At 73.7% G+C, this 18,987-nt stretch carries 21 protein-coding genes and 1 other RNA gene; 12 read left to right on the top strand and 10 right to left on the bottom strand.

Features of this window, described 5'->3' with window-relative positions; translation table 11 throughout:
• The first annotated feature begins 3 nt into the window (after positions 1-3).
• Positions 4-765, top strand: coding sequence for a tyrosine-protein phosphatase (locus I4I82_RS19900; protein WP_226370152.1), 762 nt, complete (start codon positions 4-6; stop codon positions 763-765).
• Between the two features lie 44 nt (positions 766-809).
• Here I4I82_RS19900 and I4I82_RS19905 read toward each other — a convergent pair whose 3' ends face one another.
• Positions 810-1,202: a PIN domain-containing protein gene (locus tag I4I82_RS19905; RefSeq protein ID WP_172154237.1), complete on the bottom strand. Its 393-nt coding sequence runs from the start codon at positions 1,200-1,202 to the stop codon at positions 810-812.
• Positions 1,203-1,227: 25 nt separating this feature from the next.
• A complete protein-coding gene (locus I4I82_RS19910) occupies positions 1,228-1,470 on the bottom strand; it encodes a hypothetical protein (protein ID WP_172154235.1) in 243 nt (80 codons plus the stop codon).
• A gap of 101 nt (positions 1,471-1,571) precedes the next feature.
• Here I4I82_RS19910 and I4I82_RS19915 point away from each other — a divergent pair, with 101 nt between their 5' ends.
• From I4I82_RS19915 to ssrA, 9 genes are all read left to right on the top strand, one after another.
• Positions 1,572-2,741, top strand: coding sequence for an acyl-CoA dehydrogenase family protein (locus tag I4I82_RS19915; protein ID WP_218589069.1), 1,170 nt, complete (start codon positions 1,572-1,574; stop codon positions 2,739-2,741).
• Positions 2,742-2,750: 9 nt separating this feature from the next.
• Positions 2,751-3,782, top strand: a complete 1,032-nt coding sequence (locus tag I4I82_RS19920) for an acyl-CoA dehydrogenase family protein (protein WP_218589070.1) — start codon at positions 2,751-2,753, stop codon at positions 3,780-3,782.
• Between the two features lie 404 nt (positions 3,783-4,186).
• The gene (locus tag I4I82_RS19925) at positions 4,187-4,702 is read left to right on the top strand and encodes a PadR family transcriptional regulator (RefSeq protein ID WP_218589071.1); all 516 of its coding nucleotides are present in this window, start codon (positions 4,187-4,189) and stop codon (positions 4,700-4,702) included.
• Between the two features lie 24 nt (positions 4,703-4,726).
• Positions 4,727-5,839 carry a peptide chain release factor 2 gene (prfB, locus tag I4I82_RS19930; protein WP_218589072.1) on the top strand — a complete coding sequence of 371 codons (1,113 nt, stop codon included), beginning with the start codon at positions 4,727-4,729 and terminating at the stop codon, positions 5,837-5,839.
• A gap of 51 nt (positions 5,840-5,890) precedes the next feature.
• On the top strand, positions 5,891-6,580 hold the full coding sequence (ftsE, locus tag I4I82_RS19935; RefSeq protein ID WP_218589073.1) for a cell division ATP-binding protein FtsE: 690 nt from the start codon (positions 5,891-5,893) through the stop codon (positions 6,578-6,580).
• Positions 6,581-6,614: 34 nt separating this feature from the next.
• Positions 6,615-7,517, top strand: coding sequence for a permease-like cell division protein FtsX (gene ftsX / locus I4I82_RS19940; protein WP_218589074.1), 903 nt, complete (start codon positions 6,615-6,617; stop codon positions 7,515-7,517).
• 38 nt (positions 7,518-7,555) lie between these two features.
• Positions 7,556-8,044 carry an SsrA-binding protein SmpB gene (gene smpB, locus I4I82_RS19945; protein ID WP_218589075.1) on the top strand — a complete coding sequence of 163 codons (489 nt, stop codon included), beginning with the start codon at positions 7,556-7,558 and terminating at the stop codon, positions 8,042-8,044.
• Positions 8,041-8,955: an amidohydrolase family protein gene (locus I4I82_RS19950; RefSeq protein ID WP_218589076.1), complete on the top strand. Its 915-nt coding sequence runs from the start codon at positions 8,041-8,043 to the stop codon at positions 8,953-8,955. The genes smpB and I4I82_RS19950 overlap by 4 nt, the downstream gene beginning before the upstream one ends.
• A gap of 175 nt (positions 8,956-9,130) precedes the next feature.
• Positions 9,131-9,502: a transfer-messenger RNA gene (gene ssrA, locus I4I82_RS19955) on the top strand.
• A gap of 69 nt (positions 9,503-9,571) precedes the next feature.
• Here ssrA and I4I82_RS19960 read toward each other — a convergent pair.
• Complete coding sequence (locus tag I4I82_RS19960; protein ID WP_218589077.1) at positions 9,572-10,024, bottom strand: SRPBCC family protein; 453 nt, start codon at positions 10,022-10,024, stop codon at positions 9,572-9,574.
• A 94-nt stretch (positions 10,025-10,118) separates the two neighbouring features.
• Here I4I82_RS19960 and I4I82_RS19965 point away from each other — a divergent pair, with 94 nt between their 5' ends.
• Both I4I82_RS19965 and I4I82_RS19970 read left to right on the top strand, forming a co-directional pair.
• Positions 10,119-11,699 carry an AIM24 family protein gene (locus I4I82_RS19965; RefSeq protein ID WP_218595928.1) on the top strand — a complete coding sequence of 527 codons (1,581 nt, stop codon included), beginning with the start codon at positions 10,119-10,121 and terminating at the stop codon, positions 11,697-11,699.
• A 49-nt stretch (positions 11,700-11,748) separates the two neighbouring features.
• Complete coding sequence (locus tag I4I82_RS19970; RefSeq protein ID WP_225920631.1) at positions 11,749-12,963, top strand: saccharopine dehydrogenase family protein; 1,215 nt, start codon at positions 11,749-11,751, stop codon at positions 12,961-12,963.
• 40 nt (positions 12,964-13,003) lie between these two features.
• On the opposite strand, the gene I4I82_RS19975 is transcribed toward I4I82_RS19970, so the two are convergent.
• The 7 genes from I4I82_RS19975 to I4I82_RS20005 all read right to left on the bottom strand — a co-directional run bounded on the left by I4I82_RS19975 (position 13,004) and on the right by I4I82_RS20005 (position 18,973).
• Positions 13,004-13,444 carry an allophanate hydrolase-related protein gene (locus tag I4I82_RS19975; RefSeq protein ID WP_218595929.1) on the bottom strand — a complete coding sequence of 147 codons (441 nt, stop codon included), beginning with the start codon at positions 13,442-13,444 and terminating at the stop codon, positions 13,004-13,006.
• The gene (locus I4I82_RS19980) at positions 13,441-13,866 is read right to left on the bottom strand and encodes an AtzH-like domain-containing protein (RefSeq protein ID WP_218595930.1); all 426 of its coding nucleotides are present in this window, start codon (positions 13,864-13,866) and stop codon (positions 13,441-13,443) included. The genes I4I82_RS19975 and I4I82_RS19980 overlap by 4 nt, the downstream gene beginning before the upstream one ends.
• A 17-nt stretch (positions 13,867-13,883) precedes the next feature.
• A complete protein-coding gene (locus I4I82_RS19985; protein WP_218593637.1) occupies positions 13,884-15,518 on the bottom strand; it encodes a regulator in 1,635 nt (544 codons plus the stop codon).
• Entirely contained in the window at positions 15,515-16,195 is a 681-nt protein-coding gene (locus tag I4I82_RS19990; protein WP_205347055.1) for a cysteine hydrolase family protein, read from the bottom strand. Before I4I82_RS19990 ends, I4I82_RS19985 begins: the two co-directional genes overlap by 4 nt.
• A complete protein-coding gene (gene biuH / locus I4I82_RS19995) occupies positions 16,192-16,902 on the bottom strand; it encodes a biuret amidohydrolase (protein ID WP_218593638.1) in 711 nt (236 codons plus the stop codon). The genes I4I82_RS19990 and biuH overlap by 4 nt, the downstream gene beginning before the upstream one ends.
• On the bottom strand, positions 16,899-18,233 hold the full coding sequence (gene atzF, locus I4I82_RS20000) for an allophanate hydrolase (protein ID WP_218593639.1): 1,335 nt from the start codon (positions 18,231-18,233) through the stop codon (positions 16,899-16,901). Before atzF ends, biuH begins: the two co-directional genes overlap by 4 nt.
• Before the next feature lie 65 nt (positions 18,234-18,298).
• On the bottom strand, positions 18,299-18,973 hold the full coding sequence (locus I4I82_RS20005) for a GntR family transcriptional regulator (RefSeq protein WP_218593642.1): 675 nt from the start codon (positions 18,971-18,973) through the stop codon (positions 18,299-18,301).
• Positions 18,974-18,987 lie beyond the last annotated feature (14 nt).

Raw genomic sequence — 18,987 nt, forward strand, 5'->3', positions numbered from 1 at the left:
CGAGTGATCGACGAGACGCCCGAGTACACCACGCGCACCCTGCCGTTCGAGGGCATCGACAACGTCCGCGACGTCGGCGGTCTCCCGCTCGCCGGCGGCGGCACGACCCGCTCCGGCGTCCTGCTGCGCAGCGGCTCGCTGCACTTCGCCACCCCCGACGACGTCACCCGCCTCGTCGACGGCTTCGGCCTCTCGCTGGTGCTCGACCTCCGCACCCCCCGCGAGGTCGACCGCGACGGCCCCACGCCCGTGTCCGCGGCAGGCGTCGAGACGGTGACGCTGACGTTCATCGGCGAGAGCCGCGACTACCTCCCCGAGACCGGCGACGACACCGACCCGCTGTTGCGCAACTACCTCGGCTACCTCGGCGACCACCCCGCCAACGTGGCCGAGGCCGTGCGCCGCCTGGCCGCGGAGGACGCCGGGCCCGCCCTCGTGCACTGCGCCGCGGGCAAGGACCGCACCGGGGTCCTCGTCGCGCTCGTGCTCGACGCGGTCGGCGTCGAGCGGGAGGCGGTGGTGGCCGACTACGCGCTGTCGGCGGAGAACGTCGAGGGGATGTGGCGGCGCTGGACCACCGCGGCGGGCGAGGAGATGCCCGCCGACCTCACCCCGCACCTGCCCCGCGCGGTCGTGATGGAGGCCGTGCTGGCCCACCTCGACACGGAGTACGGCACCGACGGGACGGGCGGCGCCGCCGGCTGGCTGCGCGCCAACGGCCTCGACGACGCCGCGCTGGAACGCCTGCGGCAGCGGCTCGCCTGACGCAGGTCGTGAGTGGCGACCAGGGCTCCAGCCCTGGTCGCCACTCACGGCAGTTCTTCGATCGCCACCCCGGTGTCGAGCTTGCGCAGCGCCCACGGCTCGCCCGTGACCGCCGGCCACCCGCGCCGCCGGGCGCTGAGCGTGACCTGCCCGGCCGACAGGTCGTCGCCCCCGGACTCGGCCATGAGCAGGCCAGACTCCTGCGCGGCGCGCGGGTCGAGCTGGTCGATCACGGTGATGGGCAGGTCGAGGAGCACACCCAGCGCGGCGTGGTGCTCGGGGGAGAGCACCGACCAGGCCCGGCTCAGCGCGGCGCTGGGCACCGCGAGCACGATGTTGGCCTCGACGGCGGCCCAGACCAGGGCGCGGACGTAGACCGGACGGCCGGTGGCGAAGGCGATGAGCGCGGAGGCGTCGAGGACGCGGCCGCCGATCACAGGCTGGCACCCATGCGCGGCGCCCCTAGACCGCGGCCGCGGGCGGCGCGAGCCGCAGCGTGCGACGGGCCTCGTCGAGCTCGTCGGGCGGGGGCGGGCCGCCGTAGAGGTCCTCGAGGGTGGCCAGGGTCCGCTCGCGGACCTGGCGCGCGGCCACGGCCTCGGCGATGTAGGCGGACATGCTCGACGCCGCGCCCCGGCGCACCGCACCGCGGGCCTCGGCGACCAGTTCGGCCGGCAGGCTCACCGTCACACGCTCGCTGCGCATGGCCGGAAGGGTACGCAGACCGCGCCGCTCACGCACACGGCGCTGCGGGGTTACTGCTCGGTATGCCAAGGTGGGCGGTACCGCGCGAGGAGGCCGTGAACATGGATCTGACCTACACCGCCGCCGAGGAGGAGTTCCGCAGCGAGCTGCGCTCCTGGCTCTCGGCGAACATCCCGAACGAGTGGACGCGTCCCGGCTTCTGGGAGTCCCTCGACGACGACGAGAACTTCCGGCTGCGCCGCGACTGGGAGCGCGACAAGGCGCTCGCCGGCTACGCGGGCATCCAGTGGCCCACCGAGTACGGCGGGCGCGGTGGCACGCCGGGCATGAAGGCGATCTACGACGCCGAGATGGTCCTGGCCGACGCGCCGCGCTCGGTCAACCCGCTCGCCCTGACGTTCCTCGCCCCGACCGTGATGGCGATCGGCACGGACGCGCAGAAGAAGGAGATCATCGGCCCGCTGCTGCGCAACGAGGTCATCTGGTGCCAGGGCTTCTCCGAGCCCGGTGCCGGCTCCGACCTCGCGGCCGTCGCCACGAAGGGCGTCCGCGACGGCGACGACTTCGTCGTCAACGGGCAGAAGGTGTGGACCACCAACGCCGTGCACGGCGACAAGATCTTCACCCTCGTGCGCACCGAGGCGGGCTCGCAGAAGCACCGCGGCATCTCGATGCTGCTCATCGACATGCACCAGGACGGCGTCGACGCCCGCCCGCTCAAGCAGATGAGCGGCGCGAGCGAGTTCGGCGAGGTCTTCTTCTCCGACGCCCGCGTGCCCGCCACCGAGGTCCTCGGCGAGATCGGCGAGGGCTGGCGCACCGCCATGCTCCTGCTGTCCTTCGAGCGCGGCGCATCGGGCATCGCGCAGTACACCGAGTTCCGGCGCCAGTACGACGAGGTCGTCGACGTGGCGAAGCGGCTCGGGCGCGACACCGACCCCGTGATCCGGGGCAAGCTCGCCCGCGTCCTCACCGACCTGGAGTGCCTGCGCTACCACGCCATGCACGTGCAGACCCAGGTCGAGCAGGGCCGCGACCTCGGCTTCGAGGCGTCGATGACCAAGCTCATCTGGTCGGAGCCCTCGCAGGACCTCTGGGAGGTCTTCGACGAGATCCTGGGCGAGGACGCCACGCTCGACACCCTCGGCGACCTCGACCTGCGCCCGCTGCACGCCCAGGCGATGTGGTCGCGGTCGGTCACCATCTGGGGCGGCTCCTCGCAGGTCCAGCGCAACGTCACCGCCGAGCGCGTGCTCGGCCTGCCCCGATAGGGAGTCACCGTGTTCTTCGCCCTCGATGAGGACCAGCAGGCGTTCGACGGTGCGGTCCGCTCCTACCTGGCCGGGCGCTTCGACCTCGAGGCCGTGCGCGGCGTGTTCGAGGGAGTGGGCGGGGCCGACGGTGCAGCCGACGGCCACCCCGCCTCCCTGTGGAAGGCCGCCGCCGAGCAGGGCTGGCTCGCCGTGACCGTCCCCGAGGAGCACGACGGCCTCGGCCTCGGGCTGGTGGAGGCCCAGGTGATCGGCCGCGCGCTGGGTGCGGGCGCCGCGCCCGGGCCGTGGCGCGGCACCGTGCTCGCCGCGGAGGCGGTCCGGCTCGCCGGCTCACCCGAGCAGCAGGCCGCGTGGCTGCCGCGGCTCGCCTCCGGCGACGCGGTCGGCGCGTTCACCCTGCGCGGCAGCGCGCCGGGCACGCTCCCGGCCGTCGAGTACGGGGCGCTGGCCGACGTCGTCGTCGCCCGTTCCGGCGACGGGCTCGTGCTCGTCACCGGCGCCACCGCCACCCCGCAGGGCTCCTACGACGGCACGACGCGGCTCGCGTCCGTCGAGGCGGGCGAGGGGGAGGCGCTGCCCGGCGCCACCGCCGCGGTCGTCGCCGAGCTGGAGGCCCGGGCCACCGTGCTCGTGGCCGCCGACCTGGCCGGGATCGCCCGCGAGGCGATCACCCGCACCGTCGCCTACGACAAGGACCGCCAGCAGTTCGGCGTGCCGGTCGGCTCGTTCCAGGCGATCAAGCACGCGCTGGCCGACCTGCACGTGGCGGTCACGCTGGCCGAGCACGCGGTGCTCTACGCGGCGCACGCCGTCGACACCGGGCTCGACGGGGCCGACCTCGCCGTCGCCGTCGCGAAGGCGAAGGCGGGCGACGCGGCCGTCGCGGCGACCCAGGCGATGATCCAGTACCACGGCGGCATCGGGTACACGTGGGAGCACGAGGCGCACTTCTTCTACAAGCGTGCCAAGCGGCTCGCCGGCCAGTTCGGTGACGCCGACGCCCACCGCGCCCGCATCGCCGAGCTGACGATCGGCTGACCCCTCGTGAGTGGCGATCGTGGCCAGGGCCACGATCGCCACTCACGGGCTGGGATCGGTCACGTCAGCGACGCCAGGGAGAACGTCGCGAAGGCCGCGATGAAGCAGAGTGCGACGTAGTTCACGAGCCGTCGCAGGAGGAACCCCGCCGTACCCCCTCCTCGCTCCCGCCGGCGGATCGCGCCGCACCGGGCCTCGCCGAACGACCGGATGTCGGTGGTCCGATCGGGCTAGTGGCGGGTACTCGGGGGAGCCGCGTGTGTGGTCGGCGTGAAGCGGGGCGCGTTCGGGTCCTGATCCGGTCACACGCAGCCGCGAGGTGGTCGTCCGGGGGTGCTCCGGGCGTTACGCCGTCCGGTCCCGGTCGGCCTGCAGGGGCGGCAGCGGGATGGCACGGTGGTCGCATGCCACCCGCCAGGGCGACGCCCGTCAACGCCACCGCCGCCGCACTGCTGGGCCTGCTGCACTCGGGCCCGATGAGCGGCGGCGAGCTCGTGGCGCAGGCGGGCGAGCGGTTCGGCCCGTTCTTCGCGGTCACCCGCAGCCAGGTCTACCGCGAGCTCCCCGCGCTCGCCGAGGCCGGACTGCTCAAGCTCGGCAAGCAGGGCCCCCGGGCGTCGCAGCAGTACGCGATCACCGCCGCGGGGAAGCGCTCGTTCACCGCCTGGCTGGCGTCGGGCCCCCCGTCCGACCCGGTCCGCAGCCCGCTCGTGCTCCGGCTGCTGCACGCCGGCTCGCTCACCCCCAAGCAGCGCGCCGGTCTCGTCGGTGGCGCCCGCGAGGCCTACAGCGAGCGGCTCGCCGCCGCGAAGGCCACGGCGAAGGGCGAGCCCGACCCGTACCGCAAGGCCGTGGCCGACTTCGTCGTCGCCCACACCCGGGCCATGCTGCGCCTGCTGGACGCCGTCCCGGACGTCTGAGGCCGCCGCGTACCCTGGAGCGTTGTGAACCCCGACGCCGCGGCCGACCTCAAGGAACTCGCCACCACCCTGGAGAGCATCGAGGCGGTCACCGACCTGCCCGCGCTGCGCGTCGAGATCGCCGACCTCGAGGACCAGGCGGGCCAGCCCGACCTGTGGAACAACCCGGACGAGGCGCAGAAGGTCACCAGCCGGCTGGCCTACGCCACCGGTGACGTCCGCCGGCTCGAGGAGCTTCGCCGCCGCCTCGACGACCTCCCGCTGCTCTACGAGCTGGCCGAGGACGAGAAGGACGAGGGCGCCATCGCCGAGGCCGATGCGGAGCGCACCAAGCTGCGTGCCGACATCGAGGCCCTCGAGGTGCGCACGCTGCTGTCCGGCGAGTACGACCAGCGCGAGGCGCTCGTGACGATCCGCGCCGGCTCCGGCGGCGTCGACGCGGCCGACTTCGCCGAGATGCTCATGCGCATGTACCTGCGCTGGGCCGAGCAGCACGGCTACGGCGTCGACGTCTACGACACGTCCTACGCCGAGGAGGCGGGCCTCAAGTCGGCCACCTTCGCCGTCCACACGCCCTACGCCTACGGCACGCTCTCGGTCGAGCAGGGCACGCACCGCCTGGTCCGCATCTCGCCGTTCGACAACCAGGGGCGCCGCCAGACCTCCTTCGCCGCCGTCGAGGTGGCGCCGGTCGTGGAGACCTCCGACCACGTCGAGATCGACGAGAAGGAACTGCGCGTCGACGTCTACCGGTCCTCGGGCCCCGGCGGCCAGGGCGTCAACACCACCGACTCGGCGGTGCGCCTGACGCACCTGCCCACCGGCATCGTGGTGTCCTGCCAGAACGAGCGCTCGCAGATCCAGAACAAGGCCTCGGCGATGGTCGTGCTGCAGGCCAAGCTGCTGGAGCGGCGCAGGCAGGAGGAGCGGGCCCTGATGGACTCGCTCAAGGACACCGGCGACGCGTCGTTCGGCAACCAGATGCGCTCCTACGTGCTGCACCCGTACCAGATGGTCAAGGACCTGCGCACCAACCACGAGGTCAACAACCCCGCGGCCGTGCTCGACGGCGCCATCGACGGGTTCATCGAGGCGGGCATCCGCTGGCGCCGCAACGAGGCCACCGCGTCCGACTGACCCGCGGGGCGGCGGCGGACGGCCGCGGGCACCTGCGTATCGTCACGCCGCGTGATCCGCCTCGAACGCGTCACCAAGACGTACAAGACGTCCACGCGTCCCGCGCTGGACCGGGTCTCGGTGAACGTCGAGAAGGGGGAGTTCGTCTTCCTCATCGGGCCGTCCGGGTCCGGCAAGTCGACGTTCCTGAGGCTGCTGCTGCGCGAGGACGTCCCCACGCGCGGCAGCATCTTCGTGTCCGACATGGACGTGGCGAAGCTCCCGCGCCGCCGCGTGCCCACGCTGCGCCAGCGCATCGGCTGCGTGTTCCAGGACTTCCGGCTGCTGCCGAACAAGACCGTGGGCGAGAACGTGGCGTTCGCGCTCGAGGTCATCGGCAAGAGCCAGGGCACGATCCGCAAGGTCGTGCCCGAGGTGCTCGACCTCGTCGGGCTGGGTGGCAAGGCCGAGCGCCTGCCCAACGAGCTCTCCGGCGGCGAGCAGCAGCGCGTGGCGATCGCGCGCGCGTTCGTCAACCGGCCGCTGGTGCTGCTGGCCGACGAGCCCACGGGCAACCTCGACCCCGACACCAGCCAGGACATCATGCTGCTGCTGGAGCGGATCAACCGCACCGGCACGACGGTCGTGATGGCCACCCACGACCACTCCATCGTCGACTCGATGCGCCGCCGCGTCGTCGAACTGGACATGGGCCAGGTCGTGCGCGACGAGATCCGCGGGGTCTACGGGGTCGGACGGTGAGGCGCGCCGACGTGCTTTCTCCCGGGGAGGCGCCATGAGAGCCGACTTCGTCACGCGGGAGGTCTTCACCGGCCTGCGCCGCAACGTCACGATGACGATCGCGATGGTGCTGACCACCGCGATCTCGCTGGGCCTGGTCGGCACCGGGCTGCTCGCCGTGCGCACGATCGACCGCACCGAGCAGCTCTACAGCGACCGCGTCGAGGTGCAGGTCGCGCTCACGGCCGACGTGTCCGCCGCCGACACCGACTGCAGCCAGCCGGTGTGCTCGGGGCTGCGGGCCACGCTGGAGGGCTCGCCGCTCGTCGACTCGGTGCGGTTCGAGAGCCAGCAGCAGGCCTACGAGCGCTACCTGGAGCTGTTCGCCGGGCAGGCGCTGGCCGACGTCGTGCGCCCGCAGTCGCTGCCCGCCACCCTGCGCGTGCGGCTCGCCGACCAGGAGGCCGGCGCGGCGGCCGTCACGCAGGCGATGACCGGGCAGGTCGGCGTCCGCAACGTCATCGACCAGCGCGCCGTCGTCGCCAAGCTGTTCGACTTCCTCGGCGGCGTCCGCAACGTGACGTTCGCGCTCGCGCTGGTGCAGGCCGTCGCGGCGCTGCTGCTGATCTCCAACACCGTGCAGGTGTCGGCGTACACGCGGCGCACGGAGGTCGGCGTCATGCGGCTGGTCGGCGCCACGCGCTGGTACACGCAGCTGCCGTTCCTCATCGAGGCCGTGGTCACCGGCGTCGTGGGTGCGCTGATCGCGTCGGCGGGGCTGGTGGCGGGCAAGTTCCTGTTCATCGACCAGCTGCTGTCGGGGATCGTCAGCAACGGCGTCGTGCCGCCGATCGAGCTGGCCGACATCGTGTGGGTCTCGCCGATCCTGCTCATGGTCGGCGCAGGCATCGCCGCGGTCACCGGCTACGTGACGCTGCGCCTCTACGTGCGCCTGTAGCGCCGCAACCGGCTGGCCCCTCCGCGTAAGCTGGAGGGGTGAAGGAAACGGGGCGCAAGGTGATCGCGCAGAACCGCCGCGCGCGCCACGACTACGCCGTGCTCGACGAGTACGAGGCGGGCGTCGCGCTGCTCGGCACCGAGGTGAAGAGCCTGCGGCTGGGCCGGGCGTCGCTGGTGGACGCGTTCGCCACCGTCGACGACGGCGAGATCTGGTTGCGCGGGCTGCACATCCCGGAGTACACGCAGGGCAGCTGGACCAACCACGAGCCGCGCCGCACGCGCAAGCTGCTGCTGCACCGCGGCGAGATCGACCGCCTGATCGGCAAGATCAAGGAGGGCGGGCTGTCGCTGGTGCCGCTCTCGCTGTACTTCTCCGACGGAAAGGTCAAGTGCGAGCTGGCGCTGGCCCGCGGCAAGAAGAGCTACGACAAGCGCACCGACCTCGCCAAGCGCGACGCGCAGCGCGAGATCCAGAGGGCGTTCGGCCGGGCCGCGAAGGGCCGCGCGCGCGAGCTGCGCAGGTGACGGTCCCCGCCCCTCCGCTCGACGACACCGACGTCCCGCGCTTCCTCGACGAGCTCGGCGTGCCCGGGCTCGTCGACGCGCACGTGCACTTCCTGCCCGACCGCGTGATGGACAAGGTGTGGGCCTACTTCGACCGCGCCGAGGAGCACTACGGCACGGCCTGGCCGATCCACTACCGCACCACGCCCGAGGAGCGGGTGGCGACGCTGGAGAAGCTCGGGGTGCGGGCGTTCGCGCCGTTGGTGTACCCGCACAAGCCGGGCATGGGCCGCTGGCTCACCGAGTGGGTCACCGACTTCGCCGCGCGCACGCCCGGCGCGGTGCCCACGGCCACGCTCTACCCCGAGCCCGACGTCGCCGACTACCTGGGCGCGGCCGTGTCCGCGGGCGCCCGCGTGGTGAAGGTGCACGTGCAGGTCGGCTCGTTCGACCCGCGCGACCCGCTGCTGCGCCCGGCCTGGGGGCTGCTCGCCGAGGCCGGGGTGCCCGCGGTGGTGCACTGCGGGCACGGCCCGATCCCCGGCGCACACACCGGCCTCGACGTGTTCGGCGAGGTGCTGGCCGAGCACCCGACCCTGCCGGTGGTGCTCGCGCACGCCGGGATGCCCGACTTCGCCGGTGCGCTCGACCTCGTCCGCCGCTACCCGCGCGTCCACATCGACACGACGATGGTGGGCACCGCGTTCACGCAGGCGATGACGCCGCTGCCCGGCGACTGGGCGTCGCGGCTGGTCGACGTCGCCGACCGCGTCGTCTACGGCAGCGACTTCCCGAACATCCCCTACGGCGTGCACGAGCAGGTGGCCGCCGTGGCGGGGTGGGCGTCGGCCGACGAGCGCCTGGGTGCCCCGTTCCTGCGCGCGGTGCTGCACGACACGCCGGCGCGGCTGCTCGGCGTCCGGCCCGCCTGACCCGGCTCGCCCCCCGGCGGCTCGCCCCCCCGGCGGCTCGCACACAGGATCCGGTGCTCGCACACAGGTCCGGCCCTGTGTGCGGACCCCGGGAGGTGTGTGCGGGCCAACCGGGATGATGTCGGGGGCGATAGGCGTTAGTCTGTGCAGGCGTCCGAAGTCCGGGCGTGCTCCAGGGGGTGAACGGTTTCGACTTCGTTCGTCGATCAAGGGGAAGCGTGCCGAGGAAGGCGACGATGATCTCGTTAACCACCCGTCGCAAACCTATAAGCGCCGACTCCAGTCAGCGCGAGTTCGCCCTCGCCGCCTGAGGCGAGTGCGACTCTGTCGGCCCGCGGGCGCTCCCGCCGCGGATCCCGGCATCAGCTAGGGAGCTCACCCGTCCGCCCGGTCGCGGGGTGGACGGGGACACCAAACAGCGACTGGGATCGTCACACCGGCTTGTTCGCGTGACCGGTGGATCCGAGTAGAGGCATTGCGGACTGCGCACGGAGAAGTCCTTGTGGAGCGACGGAGGACCCGGGTTCGATTCCCGGCACCTCCACCCCTGGGGAGAGCCCCCGCCGACACCGTCGGCGGGGGCTCTCTCGTTCCCGTCCCTCTCGTTCCCGGCCCGTCAGATCGCGCGCTCGGCGAGCATCCGCGCGAGGTTCTCCAGCCCCGTGTCGAGGCCGCGGCGCACCTCGTCGGAGGCCTGCCCGGTGTGCGTCTCGGGCTGGTCGCCGAGGAACGACAGGTGCAGCAGGACCGACGAGCGGTCCGGGTCGTCGCCCATCACCTGCAGGTAGCCCGCGTAGTCGGTGGAGTCGCCGCCGCCCCACTCGACGCGCATCTGCTCGGGGCGCACCCGCACCAGTCCGTGGGCGTCGACGTGCCGCGGTTCGACCTCCGCGTGCACCTCGGTCACGTCGCCGCCCCCGCGGGCGGGGTCGCTGCCCGGGTCGTCGTGGGTGGGGCGCACGCGGATCTCGTGCGGCAGCCACTCGGTCAGCCGTTCCAGGTCGGACACCACGGCGAACACCGCGTCCGCGCCCGCCGGCATCGTGCGCTCGGTCTCGAACTCCGTCATGCGTCCGGGGTGCCCCGTCCCGCGCCGGACAACCTGACCACGAGGCCTCGACGCGGGCTTCCGGCGGTCCGGGGCCGGTGGCACACTCCGCGGTGTGACGCCCCTGACCCGCGGCGAGAACCGGCCGCTGTCCGTCGACCTGGTCACGGTCGCGGTGACCAGCGCCGCCCCGGTCGAGGTCTCCGCGCTGCTGCTCGGCCCGGCCGGCCGGGTGCGCAGCGACGGCGACTTCGTGTTCTTCAACAACCCGCTCGGCGACGGCGTCTCCCACCACCACGGCCGCGGCCGGGGCGACCTCATCCAGATGGACCTGCGGGCGGTCCCGGCCGACGTCGGCTCGGTGGTGGTCACCGCCAGCCTCGACGGCAGCGGCCCGGCGACGTTCGGGCAGGTCGCGCCGCCGGTCGCCACGGTGGGGGAGTCGACGTTCGAGATGACCGGGCTCGGCAGCGAGTCCGCCGTGGTGTGCATCGAGGTCTACCGCCGCCAGGGCGGCTGGCGGGTGCGCGCGGTCGGGCAGGGCTACGACTCCGGGCTGGCCGGGATCGCGGCGGAGTACGGGGTGCACCTCGACGACGACGCGCCCGTGCCGCCCGCCGAACCCCCACCGAGCCGTCAGGCGCCGCCCGCCCCTCCGGCGGCTGCGCCGCCGTCCCCGTCCGCGCCGCCGCCCCCGTCCTGGCCGCCGGTCGCGCCCCCTGCCGGGCCGCCGTCCGCGCCCCCGGCGCCGCCGTCCGCACCGGACCCGGACCGGTTCGCCCTGCCGCTGCCCGACGCCCCGCGGGCTCCCGCCGCGTCGCCGCCCGCCGCGGCGTGGCCGTCGGCGCCGCCCGTCCCCCCGGCTCCGGCGTTCCCGCCGTCCGCCCCGCCCGTCCCCCCGCCGTTCGCGCCGTCGCCCGAAGGAGCCCCTCCCATGCAGAGCGACCTGTTCAGCCCGCAGCACGCCGAAGTCGCCGGCATGGGCATCCAGAAGCAGGGCGGCAAGATGGCGCGCGTCTCGATGGGCGGCGGCGACCTCATGGCCCGCGCCGGGTCGATGGTCGCCTACCAGGGCGACCTGCGCTTCGAGGCGCTGGGCTCCGGCGGCATCGGCAACATGATCCGGCAACGGCTCACGGGCGAGGGCGTGCCGCTGATGAAGGTCAGCGGTCGGGGTGACCTGTTCCTGGCCAACGCGGCCAGCGACGTCCACCTCATCGACCTCGACGGCTCCGACGGCCTCACCATCAACGGCGCCAACGTCCTCGCCTTCGACTCCACGCTGACCTACCGCATCGCGCGGGTCTCGGGCGCCGCCGGCTTCGCGAGCAACGCCGGGCTGTTCAACTGCGAGTTCACCGGCCGCGGCCGGATCGCGATCACCACCGAGGGCACGCCGGTCGTGCTCAACGTCGACCAGCCCACCTACGCCGACCCGCAGGCCGCCGTCGCCTGGTCGGCGAGCCTGCAGACGGGCCTCACGACCAACGACACGTTCAACATCGGCACGCTGATGGGCCGCAGCACGGGGGAGCGGTACACGCTGTCGTTCACCGGCCGCGGCTTCGTCATCGTGCAGCCCTCGGAGCTGCCGCCCGGCGGGCTCGTGGCCGGCGCCGGCGGCGGCGAGCAGGCCGGTCACGGCGGGCAGGGCGGCGTCGGCGGCGTGCTGGGCGGGCTGCTCGGCGGGCGCTGACGACGCCCGGCGCGTGCCGGACGCCGGCACGTGCGGCAGGGTGGGCGGCATGGACCGGCCTCACGATCTCGTCGTCTACGGCGCCACCGGCTTCGTCGGGGAGCTGACCGCCGCCTACCTGGCCGAGCACGCGCCCGCCGGGGTCCGGATCGGGCTCGCGGGCCGCTCGCAGGAGAAGCTCGAGGCCGTGCGCCGCCGGCTGCCCGCCGCGGCGCGCGACTGGCCGCTGCTCATCGCCGACTCCGGCGACGCCGACGCCCTGCGCGCGCTCGCCGAGGGCACCCGCGTGCTGGTGACGACGGTCGGCCCGTACGCGCGCTACGGCCTGCCGGTCGTGGAGGCGTGCGCGCGGGCCGGCACCCACTACGCCGACCTCACCGGCGAGGTGCTGTTCCACCGCGACGCGATCGACGCCTTCGACGAGGTCGCGCAGGACACCGGCGCGAGGATCGTGCACTCCTGCGGCTACGACTCGATCCCGTCGGACCTCGGCGTGTTCGTGCTGCACGAGCGCGCCGCCGCCGACGGTGCGGGAGAACTCGTCGACGTCGACCTCGTCGCCACGGCCCGCGGCGGCTTCAGCGGCGGCACGATCGACTCGATGCGGGCGCAGCTGGAGGCCGTCGGGGCCGACCGGTCCCGGCAGAAGGTGGTCGGTGACGCCCACTCGCTGAGCCCCGACCGCGCCGCCGAGCCCGCGCCGCGCCAGCCGTCGGACGCGCCGCTGCCCAGGCGCCGAGGGGCGCGCGGAACGTGGACGGCGCCGTTCGTCATGGCGTCGTACAACACCCGCGTGGTGCGGCGCAGCAACGCCCTGCTCGGCTTCGCCTACGGCCGCGGCCTGCGCTACTCCGAGACGATGGGCTTCGGCTCGAGCCCCGTCGGCGCCGTCGCGGCGGTGGGGACGACCGTCGGGCTCGCCGCCGGCCTCGCCGGGATGTCGCTGCCGCCCACGCGCGCCCTGCTCGACCGGGTCCTGCCGAAGCCCGGCACGGGGCCGAGCGCGGAGGCGCGGGCGAAGGGCTGGTTCCGGATGGACGTCGAGGCGACCACGACGAGCGGCCGCCGCTACCGCGCGCGGGTGTCGGGGAAGGGCGACCCGGGCTACGCGGCCACCGCCGTCATGCTCGGCGAGAGCGGGCTGTGCCTGGCGCTGGACGACCTGCCCGACCACGCCGGCTCGCTGACCCCGGCGACGGCGATGGGCCGGGCGCTGGTGGAGCGGCTGGTGACGGCCGGGCACACGTACGAGGTGACCGGCTAGCGCTCCGCGCTCGTGAGTGGGAAACAGGGCTCCAGCACTGTCATCCACTCACGGGTGCGGCGCGCGAGGCCAGGTAGGCGGGCCAGCTGCCGTGCGCGCTGACGTCGACCGCGCCCGGGGGCCGGCGCACGCACACGATCCCCAGCGCTTCGCCGTCGACCAGTTCCACCGGACCGATCCCCAGCGGCGCGGGCAGGGTGCACACGAGCGCGCCCAGCGCGGCCACCGGGAGCCGGTGCAGCTCGACCTCGACGGCCGCGCCCCCGTCGTCGACGGCCACCAGCCCGCCGCGCGGCACCCCCGGCCCGGGTAGCGCCACGAGCAGGTAGACCGGCGCGGTGAGCGCCCGCCGCACGAACTCCGCCCCGAGCGCGACGAGCTCGGGATGCAGCGGCTGGCCCGTGCGGTGGGCGGCCACGACGGCGAGCAGGGCGGGGCGGGGGGCCGGGGGAGCCCCCCGCCCCTGATCGCGGGCCGTCATCCGAGGGGCACCTCGGACACGTGCGCCGCGACGATCCGCCAGCCCCCGGGGAAGCGGAACCAGGTCTGGCTCTGCCGCCCCTCGGTGCCGGAGCCGGGGTGGTCGAACAGGGTCGTGACCACCGCCGTGTCCCCGCCCAGCGCCAGCACCGCGGTCTCGCGGAGCCGGCGCCCGGCGGGCACGGTCGGGTGGGCGCGGCGCCAGGCCGCGATCTCCGCGGCGCCGTCCTGGCGGTCGGCGACGCCGAAGCGGCGGCAGCGGGGGTCGTCCCAGAACAGCTCGGTGAGGACGGCGACGTCGCCGTCGAGCAGGGCCTGCTCGTAGCGCTCGAAGGCGGCGCGGACCTCGGCGGTCCGGTCCGGCCCCGTTGCAGGAAAGCCACGTTCCTGTCCTGTGGTTGCGGGAACGTGGCTTTCCTGCAACTCGGGAGCCTGCGCCGTCACGCCGTCGCCGGGCGCGTGGTGTCGATCGGCGCCATCGCCGGCGCCGCGGACTCCTCCGCCTCCCGCTGAGCCGGCACCTCGGACCCGTCCTCGGGCTCCCCACCCACCGGCGTGCCCCGCGTGAAGGCCGCGAACGCCAGCAGGATGATCCCGGCGAACAGGTAGCCCAGCGCGATCTGCCCGCCGACGTTCCAGCCCACCGACTCGGCGTGGATCAGCCCGACGAAGCCCAGCGCGGCTCCCACGAAGCAGTAGATCGCGGCCGGCACGAACTTCTTGTCGATGATGAACACGACGATCGAGCCGAGCACCATGCCGGCCAGGATCGCGCCGCCGCCCAGCAGCAGCGTGCCGTGGTAGACGAGCCCGGCGTTCGCGAAGCCCTCCTCGCCGACCTCGGCCGGGGTGCTCCCGGCCGCACCGACGGCGTTGGTCATCAGCCCGCCGGCCCAGGACGCGATGTTCGGGATGATCGCGAAGACGACCGCGATGGCGTGCCGCTTGGGCACCTCCTGGAACGCCTGCGCGCCGATCAGCAGGCCGATGTAGAGCAGGATCGGGACGATCGCCGGCAGCGGCAGGAGGGCTCCGAGCAGCGAGAACATGCCGAGGAAGCACATCAGCGCGATGAAGACGCCCGACGCGAGCGAGTAGCTCGTGCGGCCGCCCGCGGCCTTCCAGCCGGGGTGGCCGATGTAGACGGCGGGCGGGAACGGGCAGCCCAGCGCCGCGCCGACGACCGCACCGGCGCCGTCGGCCCCGAGGATCGCGCGCAGGTCGTACTCGTCACCCGCGGCGGCCGCGCTCTCGACGTTGGCCATGCCCTCGGTGAAGTTGTAGATGCCCAGCGGGATGGCGGTCGCGAGCAGCGGGGCGACGTTGGCGAGGCCGTCGATGAGGCGGGGGATGTCGAAGGCCGGCAGCGAGAGCGCGACGTTCCCGGCGGCGTCGATCACGTCGGGCACCGACATGAACCCGCCGATCCAGCCGATCGCCGAGCCGACGAGCAGGGCCGCGAGCCCGACGGGGATGTTGCCGGGCAGCTTCAGGTCGGTGAAGAAGCCGATCAGGATGATCACCATGACCGGGAACGCGATCCAGAGCGCCTCCCACATCTGGGCGGCCGGGCGCATCGAGATGAACGCGATGGAGATGCCGGCGAGCGTACCGAGCATGGCGGCCTGCGGCGTGTACCTGCGGATGTACGGGCCGACGAACGCCCCGATCAGCACGATGATGCCGATGATGAACGACCAGGCGAGCCCCGAGGTCCAGGCGACGATCGGATCGCCCGTCGCGAGGTAGATCGGCAGCATGATCACGAAGACCACGATGAACATGTGCGGTACCGACGGGCCGTAGGGCATCGCGCAGACGTCGGTGCGGTTCTCCCTCCTCGCCAGCCGCCGTGCGAGGTAGGTGTAGTAGACGTTGCCGATCAGCAGCTGCACGCCCAGCGCCGGGAGGATCACCCCGAACACGTCGGCGCCCGGGATGTTCACGACGCCCAGGCACAGCCCGGACAGCACCAGCACGTTGACCAGGGTGTTGAACCCCAGCCCGAAGAACGCGTTGGTGTCGCCCGCGACCCACCAGGACAGCTTCACGGGTTCGGCTCCGGTGGTCGTCATGACGGGATCTCCTGGGGGGTGAGGGCGTGCAGGAACGACTCCGAGGGCGCGACCCAACCGAAGATCCCGCCCTGGGCGGAGATCATCTCGAGGCCGACGCGCTGGAACTCCGGAAAGTACGAGCCGACGCAGTCCGACAGCACGAGGCACTCGTAGCCGCGGTCGTTGGCCTCGCGGACGGTGGTGTGCACGCACACCTCGGTGGTGACGCCGGTGACGACGAGGCTGGTGATGCCCCGCTGCGCGAGCTCCGCGCCGAGCGCGGTGCCGTGGAACGAGCCCTTGCCCGGCTTGTCGATGACGAGCTCGCCCGGGACCGGCCGGAGCTCGTCGATGATGTCGTGGCCGTACTCGCCGCGGATCAGGATGCGGCCCTTGGGCCCGGGCGCGCCGATGCGCAGGGACGGGTCGCCGCGGTTGAGCTTGGCGGGCGGGCAGTCCGACAGGTCGGGCACGTGGCCCTCGCGCGTGTGGATCACCGTGAGGCCGACGTCGCGGGCGGTGGCCAGCACCTTCTGCAGCGGCGGCACGACGGCCTGCAGCCACGAGACGTCGTTGCCCAGCGTCTCGCCGAACCCGCCGGGCTCCACGAAGTCGCGCTGCATGTCGATGATGACCAGCGCGGTCGACGCCGGGTCGAACACGAAGGGGTAGGGGTCGGCGGGCACGGTGCTCACGGGGTGGTCCCCTCGATGACGGCGGTCGACGTGGCGACCGCGCCGAACACCCCGCCCTGCATGGTCACCATGTGCAGGGCCGCGGTGTGGTTGGACGGGTCGGTGGCGCCGGTGCAGTCGGACAGGACCAGGCACTCGTAGCCGCGGTCGTTGGCCTCGCGCATGGTCGTGTGCACGCAGACGTCGGTGGTGATGCCGGTGAGGATCAGGTGCGTGATCTGCCGCGTGCGCAGCACCAGGTCGAGGTTCGTGGCGTAGAACGCCCCCTTGCCCGGCTTGTCGAGCAGCACCTCGCCCTCGATCGGCGCGACCTCCGGCACGATCTCCCAGCCCGGCTCGCCGCGCACGAGGATCCGCCCGGTGGGTCCGGGCGAGCCGATCTCGGCGCCGATCCGAGCGCTGCGCCAGCGCTTGTTGGCCGGCAGGTCCGACAGGTCCGGCGCGTGCCCCTCCCGCGTGTGGACGACGAGCATCCCGGTGGCGCGGGCGTGCGCGAGCATCGCCGCAGTGGCCGGCAGCCCGGCGCGGGTGAGCCCGATGTCGTAGCCCATCCGGTCGACGTAGCCGCCGGGCCCGCAGAAGTCGACCTGCCAGTCGATGCAGATCAGCGCGGTGCGGGCGGCGTCGACGCTGCCGTCGTAGGGCCACGGGTAGGGGTTCGCGGCGACGGGCCCGATGCGGGCCCTCGTGGTGACTGACGCGGTCATGCGGCCTCCCAGGTGGTCATCCGGCGTGCGGTGGCGATCAGGCGGTCCTCGGAGAAGGCGGGACCGAGCAGGGTGACCCCGACGGGCCGTCCGTCGGCGGTGGTCCCGGCGGGAACGGCGACGGCGGCGAGGTCGAGCAGGTTCGCGAACTGCGTGTAGCGACCGAGGACGAGGTTGCGGGCGACGGGCTGCTCGGCGAGCTGCGCGCGCGTGAACGTCGTCGGGACGGTGGGGAGCAGGAGGACGTCGGCGCGGTCCCACAGGCGGTCGCACCCGGCGCGGAGCTCCTGGAGGCGGTGGCGGGCGCGGAAGGCGTCGACGGCGCTGAAGCCGTGGCCGGCCTCGATCACGGCGCGCGTCACGGGGAGCACGTCGTCGGGGTGCTCGTCCAGGAAGGACTCCAGTCCGGCGAGCCGCTCGGCGACCCACGGCCCGGTGTAGAGCAGGTCGCCCGCCTCCTGCAGCGGCCCGACCGGGGTGGTGCCGACGGGCTGCGCGCGCTCGGCGACGGCGGCGAACGCGGCCTCCATGGCCGTGTCGCCCTCGAAGTCGAGTCCGGTGGCCACGAGCACCCGTGAGTGCGAACCAGGGCCAGGACCACGTTCGCCACTCACGAGCGCGGAGCGCGACCAGGGATCCGCCGGGTCGGGACGGGCCAGGACCGCGAGCACGTCGGCCGCGTCGTCGAGGTCGTGGGCGAACACGCTCACGCAGTCCAGCGACCGGCACGCGGGCAGCACGCCCGCCGTGCTCACCAGCCCGCGCGTCGGCTTGAGCCCGACGATCCCGTTCATCGCGGCCGGGACGCGCCCGGAACCGGCCGTGTCGGTGCCCAGCGAGAACGCGACCTCGCCCGCCGCCACGGCGACGGCACTGCCGGAGCTGGACCCGCCCGAGACGAGGTCGCCGCCGAACACCGACTCGGGCGCGCCGTAGGGGGAGCGGCCGCCGCCCAGCCCGGTCGCGAACTGGTCGAGGTTGGTCTTGCCGACGACGATCGCCCCCGCCTCCCGCAGCAGCCGCACGGCCGTGGCGTCGGCCGCGGGGTCGTGGGCGAAGGCGGGGCAGGCGGCCGTCGTCGGGAGGCCGGCGACGTCGATGTTGTCCTTGACGGCGAACGGCACGCCGTAGAGGGGGAGGTCGACCGAGCGCAGCGACGAGGCCTGCTCGTGCAGCTCCGCGCGCGTGGACCGGGAGATCCAGACGCCGTCGTCACCGCGGGCGGCGATGCGGTCGAGCACCTCGTCGACGACGTCGTGGGGGGTCAGCGCACCCGACCGGTAGGCGGCGCGCAGGGAGCGCACTCCGAGGGCGACGGTCGCGATCTGCATTCTGTCGATTGTCGACCGTTTGGTGTCGACGGCAGGTCTGCCGCGTTAAGCCCGTGTGACGCTGTCTAGCCGTCCAGCTCGGGGGCGAGGTAGGTGCGGGCGCCGTGGTGGCCGAGCTCGGTGAGGACGGCGTCGAGGTCACCCGAGTCGACGGCGTCGCACAGCCGGCGGTGGCGGTCCGCCCCCTCCTGCGGCGACGCGGCCACGGCCTCCCGGCGCAGGTTCGTGGCCATGTAGAGCTGCAGCTGCGTGAGCACCGGCTCGTAGGTGCGCAGCAGCTGGCGGTGGTCGGCCAGTCCGACCAGTGCCAGGTGGAACGCGCGGTGCCCGGCGGCCTGCTCAGCGGCGTCGCCCGCCTGCGCGGCCCGCTCCATCTGCTCGGTGGCGGCGCGCAGGGCGGCGGTGGACGGGCGGGTGCCGGCGCGCAGCGCGCGGTCGACGGCGAAGCGCTCGAGGGCGTCGCGCAGGCTGAACAGCTCGTCGATGTCGCGCGCCGACAGCTCGGTGACGCGTACCCCGCGCCGGGGCAGGTGCTCCACGAGGCCCTGCTGCCCGAGCAGGCGCAGCGCCTCCCGCAGCGGCGCGCGGCTCGTGCCGAAACGGCGCGTGAGCTGCTCCTCGACCAGCCGCTCACCCGGCACCAGGGCCCCGCTGAGGATCTCGCTGCGCAGCCGCCGCACGGCGAGCTCGACGAGGCTGCTCGCCCCCAACCCGTCCTCGACGGCCGGTCCTGCGGTCACTGCCACGCCCCTGT

This window comes from Pseudonocardia oceani, assembly GCF_019263585.2.
GTDB lineage: Bacteria > Actinomycetota > Actinomycetes > Mycobacteriales > Pseudonocardiaceae > Pseudonocardia > Pseudonocardia oceani.

Coding starts and splice junctions, on each gene's coding strand:
- I4I82_RS19975 (WP_218595929.1), bottom strand. CDS start 13,444: ATGACGGCCCGCGATCAGGGGCGGGGGGCTCCCCCGGCCCCCCGCCCC.
- I4I82_RS19925 (WP_218589071.1), top strand. CDS start 4,187: ATGCCACCCGCCAGGGCGACGCCCGTCAACGCCACCGCCGCCGCACTG.
- I4I82_RS19915 (WP_218589069.1), top strand. CDS start 1,572: ATGGATCTGACCTACACCGCCGCCGAGGAGGAGTTCCGCAGCGAGCTG.
- I4I82_RS19970 (WP_225920631.1), top strand. CDS start 11,749: ATGGACCGGCCTCACGATCTCGTCGTCTACGGCGCCACCGGCTTCGTC.
- atzF (WP_218593639.1), bottom strand. CDS start 18,233: ATGCAGATCGCGACCGTCGCCCTCGGAGTGCGCTCCCTGCGCGCCGCC.
- I4I82_RS19985 (WP_218593637.1), bottom strand. CDS start 15,518: ATGACGACCACCGGAGCCGAACCCGTGAAGCTGTCCTGGTGGGTCGCG.
- biuH (WP_218593638.1), bottom strand. CDS start 16,902: ATGACCGCGTCAGTCACCACGAGGGCCCGCATCGGGCCCGTCGCCGCG.
- I4I82_RS19910 (WP_172154235.1), bottom strand. CDS start 1,470: ATGCGCAGCGAGCGTGTGACGGTGAGCCTGCCGGCCGAACTGGTCGCC.
- ftsX (WP_218589074.1), top strand. CDS start 6,615: ATGAGAGCCGACTTCGTCACGCGGGAGGTCTTCACCGGCCTGCGCCGC.
- I4I82_RS19960 (WP_218589077.1), bottom strand. CDS start 10,024: ATGACGGAGTTCGAGACCGAGCGCACGATGCCGGCGGGCGCGGACGCG.